The organism is Maribellus sp. CM-23, assembly GCF_021354595.1.
In the GTDB taxonomy this organism is placed as follows: domain Bacteria; phylum Bacteroidota; class Bacteroidia; order Bacteroidales; family Prolixibacteraceae; genus Draconibacterium.
Genome location: NZ_JADWYJ010000002.1, coordinates 94,676 through 108,897 on the forward strand (window position 1 = coordinate 94,676; position 14,222 = coordinate 108,897).

At 44.5% G+C, this 14,222-nt stretch carries 12 protein-coding genes; 10 read left to right on the forward strand and 2 right to left on the reverse strand.

All coding sequences use genetic code 11. The features are described 5' to 3' along the window. Window positions 1-93 precede the first annotated feature (93 nt). The 7 genes from INQ51_RS07645 (at window position 94) to INQ51_RS07675 (ending at window position 7,139) form a co-directional block, all read left to right on the forward strand. Entirely contained in the window at window positions 94-1,275 is a 1,182-nt protein-coding gene (locus INQ51_RS07645; protein ID WP_233377363.1) for an NADH:ubiquinone reductase (Na(+)-transporting) subunit B, read from the forward strand. A gap of 12 nt (window positions 1,276-1,287) precedes the next feature. Then, on the forward strand, window positions 1,288-1,986 hold the full coding sequence (nqrC, locus tag INQ51_RS07650) for an NADH:ubiquinone reductase (Na(+)-transporting) subunit C (RefSeq protein ID WP_233377364.1): 699 nt from the start codon (window positions 1,288-1,290) through the stop codon (window positions 1,984-1,986). A gap of 3 nt (window positions 1,987-1,989) precedes the next feature. Continuing rightward, window positions 1,990-2,634, forward strand: a complete 645-nt coding sequence (locus INQ51_RS07655) for an NADH:ubiquinone reductase (Na(+)-transporting) subunit D (protein ID WP_119438187.1) — start codon at window positions 1,990-1,992, stop codon at window positions 2,632-2,634. Window positions 2,635-2,654: 20 nt separating this feature from the next. Next, entirely contained in the window at window positions 2,655-3,272 is a 618-nt protein-coding gene (gene nqrE / locus INQ51_RS07660) for an NADH:ubiquinone reductase (Na(+)-transporting) subunit E (protein ID WP_119438186.1), read from the forward strand. Window positions 3,273-3,293: 21 nt separating this feature from the next. Beyond that, a complete protein-coding gene (gene nqrF / locus INQ51_RS07665) occupies window positions 3,294-4,562 on the forward strand; it encodes an NADH:ubiquinone reductase (Na(+)-transporting) subunit F (RefSeq protein ID WP_233377366.1) in 1,269 nt (422 codons plus the stop codon). 219 nt (window positions 4,563-4,781) lie between these two features. Next, window positions 4,782-5,546 carry a hypothetical protein gene (locus tag INQ51_RS07670; protein WP_233377367.1) on the forward strand — a complete coding sequence of 255 codons (765 nt, stop codon included), beginning with the start codon at window positions 4,782-4,784 and terminating at the stop codon, window positions 5,544-5,546. A 141-nt stretch (window positions 5,547-5,687) separates the two neighbouring features. After that, window positions 5,688-7,139 (forward strand): monomeric [FeFe] hydrogenase, encoded by a 1,452-nt coding sequence (locus INQ51_RS07675; protein WP_233377369.1) that lies wholly within the window; start codon window positions 5,688-5,690, stop codon window positions 7,137-7,139. A gap of 62 nt (window positions 7,140-7,201) precedes the next feature. Here INQ51_RS07675 and INQ51_RS07680 read toward each other — a convergent pair whose 3' ends face one another. Then, window positions 7,202-8,689: a Gfo/Idh/MocA family protein gene (locus INQ51_RS07680; RefSeq protein WP_119438181.1), complete on the reverse strand. Its 1,488-nt coding sequence runs from the start codon at window positions 8,687-8,689 to the stop codon at window positions 7,202-7,204. A gap of 106 nt (window positions 8,690-8,795) precedes the next feature. Then, on the reverse strand, window positions 8,796-10,334 hold the full coding sequence (locus INQ51_RS07685) for an SLC13 family permease (RefSeq protein ID WP_233377371.1): 1,539 nt from the start codon (window positions 10,332-10,334) through the stop codon (window positions 8,796-8,798). A 248-nt stretch (window positions 10,335-10,582) separates the two neighbouring features. On the opposite strand from INQ51_RS07685, the gene INQ51_RS07690 reads away from it, so the two are divergent. The 3 genes from INQ51_RS07690 (at window position 10,583) to INQ51_RS07700 (ending at window position 14,190) form a co-directional block, all read left to right on the forward strand. Beyond that, window positions 10,583-10,933: a thermonuclease family protein gene (locus INQ51_RS07690; RefSeq protein WP_233377373.1), complete on the forward strand. Its 351-nt coding sequence runs from the start codon at window positions 10,583-10,585 to the stop codon at window positions 10,931-10,933. A gap of 75 nt (window positions 10,934-11,008) precedes the next feature. Then, a complete protein-coding gene (locus INQ51_RS07695; RefSeq protein ID WP_233377375.1) occupies window positions 11,009-13,228 on the forward strand; it encodes an amino acid permease in 2,220 nt (739 codons plus the stop codon). Between the two features lie 47 nt (window positions 13,229-13,275). After that, entirely contained in the window at window positions 13,276-14,190 is a 915-nt protein-coding gene (locus INQ51_RS07700) for a mechanosensitive ion channel family protein (RefSeq protein WP_233377377.1), read from the forward strand. Window positions 14,191-14,222: the final 32 nt, after the last annotated feature.

Consider the following 14,222-nt stretch of genomic DNA (forward strand, 5'->3'; position numbering starts at 1 on the left):
AAAGATGAAGCAAACCTGTTTTCTGTTATTCTGAAATGACGAATAAGCGGGCAAGTTTTATCGAATACAATGGAATGTAAACAATAAAATGAAATGAATTTTATAAAAAACATTTTTGAGAATACGAAACCTTATGTGCAGAAAGGCGCCAAGTACCACTGGCTTCATTCCGTACACGATGGTTTCTTCACACTGTTCTTTGTTCAAAAGAACACTTCCAAATCGGGAACGCACATTCACGATTACATCGATCTGAAGCGTACCATGGGAATGGTAGTGTTGGCACTGGTGCCGGCCATCCTTATGGGGATGTACAATACCGGGTACCAACACTTCAAAGCAATCGGTGAACTTGCTTCAACCGGTTTTTTTGAAATTTTCCTTTTCGGCTTGCTGAAAGTACTTCCGATCATCATCGTTTCGTACGGCGTTGGTTTGGGTATCGAGTTTGTGTTTGCGCAAATTCGCGGCCACGAGATACAGGAAGGATTCCTGGTTTCGGGGATGCTTATTCCGCTGGTAATGCCTGTTGAAACACCGCTTTGGATGATTGCCGTGGCAACAGCCTTTGCAGTGGTCATCGGTAAAGAGGTATTTGGTGGAACCGGAATGAACATCTGGAACCCGGCTCTTGTAGCCCGTGCCTTTTTATTCTTTGCCTACCCGGCACAAATGTCGGGAATTAAAGTATGGGTAGCCGGCAGTCAGGCAACTGATGCCATCACCTGTGCCACTCCGCTAGGCGATGCAGCTTCCGGAGTTATTTCCTACACTGCTTCCGATGCTTTCTTCGGACTGGTCCCCGGATCGATTGGAGAAACTTCAACACTGGCTATTTTAATCGGTGCAGTCCTTCTAATCGTTACCGGAATCGGAAGTTGGAGGATCATGCTTTCAACCATTGCCGGTGGTGCAGTTATGGGACTTATCCTGAATGCTTTTGCCGGTAGCGCTTCCCTTTCTGAAGCCAACCAGGTATTCTTTGCAATTCCTTTCTGGCATCACCTTATTTTAGGTGGGTTTATGTTTGGCGCCATTTTTATGGCCACCGATCCTGTTTCAGGTTCGCAAACCGTAAGCGGAAAGTGGATTTATGGTTTCCTTATCGGTATTCTGGCAGTATTGATTCGCGTTGTCAACCCCGCCTATCCGGAGGGAATGATGCTTGCCATTCTGTTGATGAACACCTTTGCACCGCTGATCGACCATTATGTTGTTCAGGGCCACATTAAGAAAAGACTGAAACGTGCAACCGTTAGTGGAAGAACTGCTTAAAAATTAAAGATCATGAACAGAAACGGTAATACATATACAGTTTTATACGCCGCAATCATGGTAGTCCTGGTTGCAGCGATTCTGGCTTCCGTTGCCATGGCGCTTAAGCCCCAACAGGTACGGAACATTGAGGTGGAGAAAAAGCAAAGTATCCTGGCATCGGTAAACATTGCCAGTACTCCTGCTGATGCAGAAAAGATCTATGCTGAAAAAATAGTAAACGAATACGTAGTAAATGTAAACGGCGAAAAAGTAGAAGGCGATGCGTTTAACACCGACCTGAAAAGGGAGTACGCAAAACCTGTTGAAGAAATGCATTTGCCGGTTTTTGAATGTCAAACAGAACAAGGCGTCAAATATGTGCTTCCGCTTCGCGGAACAGGTCTTTGGGGACCTATCTGGGGCTTTGTAGCCTTAGACGAAGACATGAACACCATTTACGGTGCCAACTTCGACCACCAGGGGGAAACCCCCGGATTGGGTGCTGAAATTTCCACCCCGGTATTCGAGAAACAATTTATTGGTAAGAAACTTTTTGACAACAAAGGTCAACTGGTTTCCATTATCGTAGCAAAAGTTGGACAGGACGCACCAGCCGACCACAAAGTAGATGGCATCTCAGGAGGTACCATCACCAGTAAAGGGCTTGAGCAAATGCTTCTCGACGACTTTGCCAGATATGAAGAATTCTTAAAAAAGAAAAAATCTTAAGCCATGAGCGAACCATTATTTTCAAAGAAAAATTTAAAACTGTTATCCGATCCGCTGAATAGCAGCAACCCGATTACCGTGCAGGTATTGGGAATCTGCTCGGCACTGGCGGTAACAGCCCAGCTAAAACCTGCCGTGGTAATGTCGATCTCGGTTACCATCGTTTTAGCTTTTGCAAACGTTATTATTTCGTTGTTGAGAAATACCATCCCTAACCGGATTCGTATTATTGTTCAGCTGGTGGTTATCGCTTCATTGGTAATTCTGGTTGACCAGATTCTAAAAGCCTATGTTTACGACGTAAGCAAGCAATTATCGGTATTTGTTGGTTTGATTATTACCAACTGTATCATCATGGGACGGCTCGAAGCTTTTGCCCTGGGTAACCGCCCGTGGCAATCATTCCTTGATGGTATCGGAAACGGTGCCGGTTATGCAGTAATATTAATCATTGTTGGTTTCTTCCGCGAGCTGCTTGGCTCCGGTTCGGTATTCGGCTTCCAGGTTATTCCTGACAGCTGGTACATTACAAACGGTGGTTTCTATGCGAACAACGGTATGATGATCCTGCCTCCGATGGCACTGATCACTGTTGGAATTATTATATGGGTACAACGTAGCCGTAATCGTAAACTAATTGAAAACTAACCCATAGAAATCAGATTATCATGGAAAATCTAATAAATTTATTTGTTAAGTCGATTTTCATCGAAAACATGGTATTTGCCTACTTCCTGGGCATGTGTTCATACCTTGCAGTTTCGAAAAAAGTGAGTACGGCTGCCGGATTGGGAATAGCAGTAATTTTTGTGTTGGGTATTACCGTTCCGGTTGACTACCTGCTCGAAAACTACGTATTAAAAGAAGGAGCACTTACGTGGCTCAGCCCTTCGCTGGCTGACGTGGATTTAAGCTTCTTGTCTTTTATCATGTTTATTGCCATCATTGCATCAATGGTACAGTTGGTGGAAATGGTAGTGGAGAAATTCGCTCCCGTTCTTTACACCCAGCTGGGAATTTTCCTTCCTCTTATTGCTGTTAACTGTGCAATTTTGGGAGGTTCGCTATTTATGCAGCAAAAAGCCTTTGTAAACATTGGCGAAGCGTCGGTTTATGGTTTAGGTTCGGGTGTAGGCTGGTTCCTGGCTATTGTTGGCGTTGCCGCTATCCGTGAAAAAATTGAATATTCCAATGTACCGGCTCCCTTGCGTGGGCTGGGTATCACCTTCATTGTTACAGGCTTAATGGGGATGGCATTCATGGGATTCATGGGTATTAAATTGTAAAATTGAATAAACAAACGGACAATGATAATACTATCGACAACAACTGTAGTTCTTGCCAGTGTAGTGGTTTTCCTGAGCGTTATTATTCTTTTGGTGGCCATCTTGCTTTATGTCAAGAAAAAACTTACTCCGTCGGGATCTGTTAAGGTAAACATCAACGAAGGAGACGTAGTTTTGGAAACCGAACCGGGAAACACCCTTCTTACTACGTTGGGAAACAATAAAATTCTTCTGCCATCAGCTTGTGGTGGCGGTGGTACCTGCGGTATGTGCCGTTGCCAGGTAGAATCGGGAGGCGGGTCTATCCTTCCTACCGAAACCGGCTTCTTCACCCGCAAAGAACAAAATGAAAACTGGCGTTTGGCTTGCCAGGTAAAAGTGAAGGAAGACATGGCCATTGAAGTGCCTCACGAAGTGATGGGCGTGAAAAAATGGGAATGTACCGTGGTTTCGAACCACAACGTGGCAACCTTCATCAAAGAATTTGTGGTGAAACTTCCGGAAGGCGAAATACTCGACTTTAAATCAGGAGGATATATCCAGATTGATGTTCCCAAAGTGGATGTCAACTTCAAGGATATGGACATTGAGGAAGAATACCGCGAAGAGTGGGAAAAATTCGGCATGTTTGATTTGGTAATGAAAAACCCGGAACCAACCTTCCGTGCTTATTCAATGGCCAACCACCCAGCCGAAGGAAACATTGTAATGCTGAACATACGTATTGCAACCCCACCGTGGGATCGCGCCAGCAACGGCTTTAAAAAGGTAAATCCGGGTATTTGTTCATCGTATATCTTTAACCTGAAACCGGGTGATAAAGTAACCATATCGGGTCCTTACGGAGAATTCTTCCTGAAAGACAACGACAGCGAAATGATGTTTGTGGGCGGTGGTGCCGGTATGGCCCCGATGCGTTCGCATTTGTTCCACCTGTTCCATACGGTTAAAGAAGCCAAAAAGAAAGTTACTTTCTGGTACGGAGCACGTTCGTGGAAAGAAGTTTTCTATTACGACCAGTTCAGAGCTATAGAAAAGAACTTCCCGAATTTTGAGTTCCACCTGGCTCTCGACAAACCAGACCCTGCTGCCGATGAATTGGGCGTTAGTTACAAAACTGGTTTTGTGCACCAGGTAATTCACGACAACTACCTGAGCCAGCACGAAGAGCCCGAAGAAATCGATTTCTACATGTGTGGCCCGCCAATGATGAACGATGCCGTACAAAAAATGCTTTACAACCTGGGTGTTCCGGACGAGAACGTATTGTTCGACGATTTCGGAAGCTAATTCAGCAAAGTATTTCAAAAAATATAAAAGCCACTTCTCAATTGAGAGAGGTGGCTTTTTCTTTACCTACTTCCAGATCCTCAAACAATGAACTATCATGAAAACTCTCCCACCCTTTTTCTAACCTCACCGCCCACATTTTCGTAAACCCGGGTGCATTGCACTTCTATTTTGAGAGTTGCAGATAAACGAAGTATCAACTAACTAAAATTCATAGCCATGGAAAATCATTATTACCTGGTTGCTACTCCCGAATCGCTGATCGCATCGCACCTTAGGCCGTTTGAATTTGGAAACTACCTGGCTGTAGGTACCAGGAAAAACCTGCGTTCGCAGTCGGTATACTTTGAAATCGATCCTTCGAAAGTTGAATTGCCGCTGGATTATGTAGAAGAAAAGCTCGTACCCTATGAAAACGGAGAACCCAAAAGATCGGTTTATTTATCCATCTACAGGGTGTTTGAATCCATTCCGCTTGATGCCTTAAAGAATCTCTACCTGGCCACCGACGATGGTAAAGTACTGGAAATACACGCCGCCGAATATGTAGCCAAAACCACAAAGGATATTCATTTGTACCAGCAATACAATCCGTTTTCTACCATGGTAGCCAGTAAACTCAATCCTGCCGAATTTATTCAGCACCTCACCAACGGTTCAACACCGGTTTCGGTGCCCAAACTGTTTTTTGTAGAGTTGCAGCTCAACCAATTGGCGAACGACCCTACCCTGCCACTTAACAACCTGCCGTACCGAAATCCGGCTCACCTGCGCGAGTGCCTGATAAAGTTGAATGAAACATCGGAACGACTCACCAAAACCGTGCTTCGGGTACGACAAAGCGAACTGCCCTACCGCACCATTGAAGACGGCTTTTTTATCGGCGACAGCAAGAGCTTCTTGTTCTATCCTTTTCCCAGTCAAAAAGAACTGGAATCCACCTACTTTTCATGGTGGAGATCAGCTTTGGTGCAACATTTTTAACGGACAGAAAAAAGGGCTATTAAGTATTAAATCAGGACATTATTCATTTAAGTGAACTTAAAATACAATTTCGTTAACCCAGTCTTAACTAGTATCGGCAAATTAAAGAATCGAATGATGGACGTTTAAAAAATACTACTTTTGCGCCATCAAAAACATCAAAGCAGGGAAATGGGCTATACAAGCAACACACACATCATCCGCCGTGAACTTCTACGACAGATTGTACAACTTTTTGCCGATGGCCGGCTGGAAGACGAGATCGATCGGATTCCGATAAAAATGGCACCCAAGAGAAAGCCTGCGCAGCATCGCTGTTGTATCCACAAGGAAAGAGCAGTGATCAAATACAAAATGTTTCCCCTGCTGGGATTTACAGTCGATGAAGAGCAAGACGAACTTACGCCGCTTCGTTATTATGCCAAGCAGGCCAAAGAACGCCCTTCGTTAAAAAACGAAATACTTACCGTAGTTGACGAAGCCTGCACCAGTTGTGTGAAAGCGCAGTACGTAGTAAGTAATTTGTGCCGTGGCTGCGTGGCACGCCCTTGTATCATGAATTGCCCGAAAGGCGCAGTAAGCATGCAAAACGGCCAGGCAAAAATCGATCCCACCAGCTGTATCAATTGTGGCATTTGTATGAAACAGTGCCAGTACCACGCCATTATTCACGTGCCTATTCCATGTGAAGCGGCATGTCCGGTTGGTGCTATTTCGAAAGACGAATACGGCGTGGAGCGCATCGACGATGACAAGTGTATCTATTGCGGGAAATGCCTCGTAGCTTGTCCGTTTGGCAGTATTTTCGAAGTCAGCCAGATCATTGATGTGATGATGGCCATCCGCAACGAAGAACACCTCACTGCTTTGTTTGCACCGGCCATACACGGACAGTTCGACCTTACCACCGGGCAGATTGAAAGCCTGCTCAAAGAAATCGGTTTTAACGAAGTGGTGGAAGTGGCCGATGGTGCCCGTCAAACTGTAATTCATGAATCGGCCGAGTTTGCCGAGCGCATTGAACATGGACAGCCTTTTATGACCACCAGTTGTTGCCCCAGTTACGTCGAAGCTGTAGACAAGCATGTTCCCGGTCTTCGCCCCTTTGTGTCTGACACTCCGTCGCCCATGATGTATGCCGCAGATATTGCCAGAAAAGAATATCCGGGAACCAAGACCGTTTTTATCGGCCCGTGTATTGGCAAACGAAAAGAAGCCCGCAAAAACGACAAAGTAGACCTGGTATTATCGTTTGAAGAGCTGAATGCCATGATCGTGGCACTGGATATCGACCTTGGCAATTTGGCTGACAATGAAAAACGCAATAACGCCAAAACACTGGACCGTGGCTTTGCCTTGTCAGGAGGAGTGGCTGCCGCAGTGAAAGCCGAACGCCCCGACATAAAAATTGACGAACTGGCCATAAACGGCATCGATAAAAAAGCGTTGGGAATGCTGAAAGCCTATGCTAAAGGAAAAGCACCTGCCAATTTTATTGAAGTTATGTGTTGCGAGGGTGGCTGTATAAACGGCCCGGCCTCACTGGGCGAATTAGCCGGAAACCGCAAGCTTTTCAATGTAAACCTGAAATAGTAGCATAAAAAAGCCGTTCCCAAAAGGAAACGGCTTCCATTAATTCTATGAAAATTATACTACTAAACGCTTAGCTGTCCTTCAGCGTTGGCATCTACAAGATTGCGTACTTTAGTGTTTCCTCCGCCGGCTGAGAAATCAGGTTCAACCGGTTTGTTCGTTTTCCATGCTCCACGTGTGAAGTCAGGAATTTCAATTGGCTTTGAGCCATTGGCGATCGACCATTCACTTAGAGGCCAAATACTACTCCAGGCTGCAGCATCGTAAACATCCATATCAACCGGAAGCCCGTTGCGCAGGCAATCGATCAAACGCCAGTCCATGATAAAGTCCATACCTCCGTGTCCGCCTACTTGTTTGGCCATTTCGCCTACCCTGCGAACAATTTCCGGAGTATATTTTTCTTCCAGCTCTTTTCTCTTGGCCTCGTCAGCCACGCTGTGACCAAAAGCGATATGTTCCAAAGGCCATTTCTGGGCAAAGCACTTGGTACCACTTAACATATGTATTCTTGAATACGGACGGGGTGATGAAATATCGTGCTGAATAAGAATGGTTCTTCCCTTGTTGGTGCGGATCATTTGCATGTCCATGTTTCCACGCATTTCCAACCCAACAAACTGTTCAAAGAACGGATCTTCCTTCGCCTTTTCTTCTATTCTGTTTTTCAGTGTAAAATCGTTTGAGATCATGGCTGTCAGGTAATCCATTTTATCGCCACGGTTGATATTCATTGCCTGGCAAATCGGACCAAGTCCGTGAGTTGGATAAACATTGGCCTGGTGGGTGTTCTCGCGCAAACGCCACATCTTGTAATAAGCACCGTCCGACATTTGTTCGTCCTTCGGTTTGTTGAAATGCCAGTAATCCAAATCATGAATATAGGCACCTTCGCCATGAATCAGGTCACCAAAAACACCCTGGCGAACCATGTTCAAAGTAAGCAGTTCAAAAAAATCGTAGCAACAGTTCTCGAGAATAACACAGTGTTTTTTAGTACGTTCCGACGTTTCGACCATCTGCCAGCACTCGTCCATGGTTTTAGCAGCCGATACTTCCAGCGCAGCGTGCGCGCCACCTTCCATAGCAGCAATTCCTACCGGCACGTGCCATTCCCAGGGAGTAGCGGTATAAATCAAATCGCAGATTCCATCTGCTGCCAGCTTTTTAAATTCAGTTTCGCTGCCAACATATTCTTTGGCTTTTGGCAAACCGGCTTCGGCAAGTATTTTTTGCGCTCCGTCAACGGCCGATTGTCTTACATCGCACAAGGCCACAATTTCAACGCCATCAATGTAAGTCATTCTTTTTACAGCACCCGAGCCGCGGTCGCCAATTCCAACAAAACCAACCCGCACTTTGTCGAGTTTTGGTGCAGCATAACCACACATATTGAAATTCATGGCCGGAACACGCTCCGCCGATTCGCGGATGAATTTTACCTTTTCTTCATCCGATGTTGTGTTGCACGAACTCAACAAAGGAGTGGTTGCAGCAACACCGGCTCCCATACCAATGTGCTTCAGAAACGTTCTACGATTTGTACTCATTACAATAATAAATTATAGATATTATACAGAATATATGTCAAACTTATTAAATTTTTTCCAAAGATTGTTTTAATCAATGAAAAAATTTATGACTTTTATACACCCTCTATTTGATTGCAGCGGCAGCCCAATCAGGAAAGACAGAAACATCGATGTCAAAAACCACTGTACCCCAGAAATACATAATAAGTGTGGCAATAATTATCCCGGCAAGATTTAGCAGAAACCCGGTACGAACCATGTCTTTTACCTTGATTCGTTTGGTTCCGAAAATGATAGCATTGGGAGGCGTGGCTACCGGAAGCATAAACGCAAGAGAAGCTGCTAATGTGGCAGGAATCATCAACAACAGCGGATTTATTTTTATGGTAGTTGCCAGGCCTGCCAGAATCGGTAAAATCATTTCGGTGCTGGCCACATTCGAGGTTAGCTCGGTTAGGAACGACATCAGTGCAACATCAACAAAGGTAATGACAATGGGCTGAACATCGGCTAAACCAGCCATTTGCTGCCCAAACCAAACCGATAAACCCGATTCTACAAATCCTTCGGCGAGTGCAAATCCACCTCCAAACAAAAGAATAATTCCCCAGGGCATCTTCCGGGTAGTTTCCCAGTCCATGATCCGCTCTCCTTTTTGAGACGCTGAAGGAATCATAAAAAGTATGGAGGAGATGAAAATAGCCACTGTTCCGTCGTTGATATAGGAAGGGGTTTCGAACAATTGCGACCAGCCGGGAATAACAAACGACTGAATACTAAACCCGCTTCGGAAGATCCACAAAAATGCCAGTATTGAAAAAAGCGCCAATACAATGCGTTCTTCGGGCTTCATTTTGCCCAAAGCCTTGTATTCTTTTTTAAAATCATCAATTTGCAGCTTCTCCCAGCTCTTTTTGGGCTTGTACATAAAATAAAGCAGCAACCAGGCGATAATAAAAATCAGGACCGTAACCGGAAATGCAAAAATAAGCCAGTCGGCAAACGATATTTCAGGCATCTCAGGAAACATGATGTCCACCACACTAACGAGCAATGGATTTGGCGGCGTACCCACCAGCGTAGAAATTCCGCCTATGGAAGATGAATAAGCAATACCTAGCAGCAAACCAATCGCATATTTTCCCATCTTCTTTTTACCCAGACTTTCTTCCAGTTTCATAATTATTGACAAAGCAATCGGGACCATCATCATGGCAGTAGCGGTGTTCGACATCCACATCGACAAAAAGGAAGTGGCAAGCATAAAACCCAGCAAAATCCGGCCGGGGCTGATTCCGAAAAGGATCAGAATTTTCAGTGCAATACGCCGGTGTAAATTCCAGCGTTCCATCGCAAACGCCACCAAAAAACCACCGATAAAAAGAAAGATCAGGTGATTAAAATACATGGCCGAAACCGTTTTGCCATCCACTACTCCGAAAAGCGGAAACAAAGCCACCGGCAACAAAGCCGTTACTGCCAGCGGAATAGCTTCCGTGATCCACCACGCAGCCATCAACAGGGCAATCGCAAAACAATAAGTAACCTGTGGATTTCCGGGATCCAGATCAGCAAACAGGATAATAGATAAACTGATTAGCGGAGCAACTACCAGTGCAAGTATCGATGATTTCTTTTTAGCCGGTTCAGCAAGTTTAGGCATAACAGATCGTTCAGTTTGATTTGCCGTAAGTTAGCAAAAGATAAGTTGTACATCAATAAAAGAGATAAAGACAATCGGAAATTTCTTCGCCACGCTCCTACAAAATCAGAAAGATGGAACACTGCAAGAATGCCTTCTGAGCTCCTCCGAAGAAAAATATATATGAACGGAAATTTACTATTTACCGCTACATTCCTTATCTTGATTTAAATTATGTGCTAAAAACAAATCATACAAAAAACATTACCATGTACACTTATCGAGCAAAAGTTGACCGCGTTGTGGATGGAGATACACTGGACCTGGTGATCGATCTTGGATTTAAAATAACAACGCTTCAACGCATCCGGCTTCGCGGAATTAATACCCCTGAAACATACAACGTAAAGAAAGACAGCGAAGAATACAAAAGTGGGATGGAAGCAAAGGAATACGTACTTAAACGCATGGAGGAAAACAAGTACGAAGTGATTGTGGAAACCAACAAGGATGTGGGTAAGTTTGGGCGTTACATCGGGGTAATTCGTTTAGCTGACAGTTTGGTAAGCTTAAACGACGATCTGGTGGAAAAAGGCCTGGCTGTTGTTGCGGAATATTGATCAGAACAATTGACAGAATAACATAAAACATTTTATCTTCGATCTGTCTTATAGTATTACAAGATTGATTCTTTTATGATAAATCAGACAAAACAATTTGGCACGGCTCCGGTATTTTTCACGGCCATTTCTACCATACTCGGAGCAATACTTTTCCTGCGTTTCGGATTTGCAGTCGGAACACTTGGTTTTTGGGGAGTTGTACTGATCATACTTTTGGGGCATTTGGTAACCATTCCAACAGCTTTGGCCATTTCTGAAATTGCCACTAACAAGCGCGTGGAAGGTGGCGGCGAATATTTTATTATTTCGCGGTCGTTTGGCTTAAATATCGGTGCCACCATTGGCATCGCACTGTTCTTCTCGCAAGCAATCAGTGTGGCATTTTATACCATTGCCTTTACCGAATCGTTTGAGTTCTTCTTTAACTTCCTCGCCAGCAAGTTTGATCTAATCCTGCCTCGTCAGGTAATCAGTTTGCCTGTAATGCTGGGACTGGCCGTTATGATCGTAAAAAAAGGTGCCAACCTGGGAGTAAAAGCACTCTATTTTGTGGTGGCTATATTATTTATTTCACTGATCATGTTTTTCCTCGGCGACACCAGCCACGCTGCCAATGCCAACTATTCACTGGCCGACAGTAAATTTCGCAACTCTGAAAGCTTTTTCCTGGTGTTTGCCATTATATTCCCGGCCTTTACTGGTATGACCGCCGGAGTGGGACTTTCGGGCGATCTCAAAAAGCCATCAAAATCGATTCCTCTCGGCACCATTTTGGCAACTTTTTCAGGAATGATCATTTACTTTTTTGTGATTTTCAAGCTGGCAGCTTCGGCTTCGGTTGAAGACCTGCTGAACAAGCAACTGGTTATGGGAGACATTGCCATTGCGGGAGCAGTAGTGATTCCCTTAGGGCTGGCAGCATCCACTTTCTCTTCGGCTCTGGGGTCGTTTATGGTTGCACCCCGTACCTTGCAGGCACTGGCTTTAGACAAAGCTTTCCCGTCAAAAAAAATAAACCTGTGGCTTTCGAGGGGAAATCCCAAAGACAATGAACCCCAAAACGCCTCACTGGTAACTTCGGTTATTGCCTTTGTATTTGTGGCGCTTGGCAACGTAAACGCGGTAGCATCCATCATCTCTATGTTTTTTATGGTCACTTACGGATCGCTCTGTTTAATATCCTTTCTGAACCATTTTGGATCGTCACCATCCTACCGACCTACTTTTAAATCGCGCTGGTACATTTCGCTGGTGGGCTTCCTTGTCTCGGGTTGGGTAATGTTCAAAATAAGTACCGCATATGCTTTCCTGGCGATTGTCGTTATGACATTGATTTACCTGTACATCAACCATTACCATAAAAACAGGAAAGGCTTTGCATCCATTTTCGCCAATGCCATTTTTCAGCTGAACCGCGATATCCAAATCATGTTGCAGAAAAGACGGGCAAAAGTTTCGCAACAGGAATGGCGCCCGAGTGCGATCTGTATATCGAGCAAACCCATTCATAAAAACAAAGCTTTTCAGCTGCTAAACTGGATTTCCTACAAATATGGTTTTGGAACTTACCTGCACCTGATCGAAGATTATTACTCAAAAAATACGGTTAAACTGGCAGAGAAAAAGTTGTCTGACATACTGGAGGCCATTAATGAAGTGGACAACTTTGTTTATGTCGATACCATCATTTCTCCGTCATACACCTCCGCAATTTCGCAGGCGATTCAGATACCAGGTGTTGCAGGGATGGAAAACAACATGATCATTTTTGAATACGACAAGGAACAGCCCGACAACCTGAAAAAAGTGGTGGAGAACTTTGCACTGGTAAACAGTGGCAGGTTTGATATCTGTATCCTGGCCTGCTCCGAGAAGCCCATGAACATGCGAAATGGTATTCACATTTGGATCAACTCGCTTGATACCGAAAACTCCAACCTGATGATCCTGTTGAGCTTTATTATTCTGGGGCACCCTGATTTGAAAAGAACGGAAATCAAGATCTTCGCCCTTTGCAAAGAGAATGAACTGGACAGCACCAAAACAGAACTCAAGAACCTGATAATCCTTGGACGACTGCCCATTAACGAGAAAAACGTAAGAGTGATATTGCAACCCGCCGGGGTTTCGGCCAAAACGATTATTGCGGAACATTCGCAAAAAGCAGGACTTACACTCATCGGTCTCCGGGAAGAACTGGTAAAACACGGTAAAGAAGAGCTGTTCAAGGGATACGACGAATTGGGAACCGTATTATTCGTACATTCCAAAAACCAGAAAGCCATAGAATAAGCTAAAATTTCAAACAGTTTTTTGTATTTTAAACCGACTGTACTGCCATGGTTATTATGAATCAATTCAACGAATTTATCACACACCACATAGGATTAAACACAGAGACATTTAGCAAAGTAGTGGTTTCTGTACTGATCATTATTTTTCTTTCGGCGCTTCGCCTGCTGATCTTAAAACTGGTTTGGCGCCGCACCGAAGATGTAAAAGTACGCTACCAGTGGAAAAGATCGCTCTCGATGACTTTGCCCTTTATCGGCTTGTTAATGATTGCGGCCGTATGGATCAAAGCCTTTGAGGAATTCGGAACTTTCCTGGGACTTTTTACCGCAGGTATTGCCATTGCCCTGAAAGATCCGCTAACCAACCTGGCCGGGTGGCTTTTTATCATTTTCAGAAAGCCATTTGGAGTGGGCGACCGGGTTCAGATTGCCGACAACGTAGGCGATGTTATCGACATCCGTTTGTTCCAGTTCACCATTCTGGAAATTGGAAACTGGGTGGAAGCCGACCAAAGTACCGGGCGTATTGTCCATATTCCCAACGGAAAGGTTTTTCTGGAGCCACAGGCCAATTACAGCGCCGGTTTTGAATACATATGGAACGAAATAAAAGTAAACATCACCTTCGAAAGCAATTGGGAAAAGGCCAAAACAATACTGGAAGAAATCATTAACGAACTGGAAGAAGGTATTCCTGAAAAGGCAAAAAAAGAGATACTGGAAGCCAGCAAAAATTACATGATCTACTACAAGCACCTCACCCCGATCGTTTACACCTCGGTAAAAGAATTTGGCGTACGCCTCACCATTCGTTATCTCTGTCATCCGCGCACACGAAGGGGCTCTGAAAATCAGATCTGGCAACGTATTTTAACAGCTTTTGGCAGCGAAAAAGATATTCATTTCGCCTATCCTACCACGCGTTTTTTTACTAGCGGAGAAAATAGTCCTTCAAAATAAAATCTTTCACGCAACCCTTTGCCGCTGCTTTT

Bases quoted from the DNA above. Each gene is read 5' to 3' on its own strand.
- INQ51_RS07690 (WP_233377373.1), top strand. From the start codon at position 10,583: ATGTACACTTATCGAGCAAAAGTTGACCGCGTTGTGGATGGAGATACA.
- INQ51_RS07700 (WP_233377377.1), top strand. From the start codon at position 13,276: ATGGTTATTATGAATCAATTCAACGAATTTATCACACACCACATAGGA.
- INQ51_RS07645 (WP_233377363.1), top strand. From the start codon at position 94: ATGAATTTTATAAAAAACATTTTTGAGAATACGAAACCTTATGTGCAG.
- INQ51_RS07695 (WP_233377375.1), top strand. From the start codon at position 11,009: ATGATAAATCAGACAAAACAATTTGGCACGGCTCCGGTATTTTTCACG.
- nqrC (WP_233377364.1), top strand. From the start codon at position 1,288: ATGAACAGAAACGGTAATACATATACAGTTTTATACGCCGCAATCATG.
- INQ51_RS07670 (WP_233377367.1), top strand. From the start codon at position 4,782: ATGGAAAATCATTATTACCTGGTTGCTACTCCCGAATCGCTGATCGCA.
- nqrF (WP_233377366.1), top strand. From the start codon at position 3,294: ATGATAATACTATCGACAACAACTGTAGTTCTTGCCAGTGTAGTGGTT.
- INQ51_RS07685 (WP_233377371.1), bottom strand. From the start codon at position 10,334: ATGCCTAAACTTGCTGAACCGGCTAAAAAGAAATCATCGATACTTGCA.
- INQ51_RS07680 (WP_119438181.1), bottom strand. From the start codon at position 8,689: ATGAGTACAAATCGTAGAACGTTTCTGAAGCACATTGGTATGGGAGCC.
- INQ51_RS07655 (WP_119438187.1), top strand. From the start codon at position 1,990: ATGAGCGAACCATTATTTTCAAAGAAAAATTTAAAACTGTTATCCGAT.
- nqrE (WP_119438186.1), top strand. From the start codon at position 2,655: ATGGAAAATCTAATAAATTTATTTGTTAAGTCGATTTTCATCGAAAAC.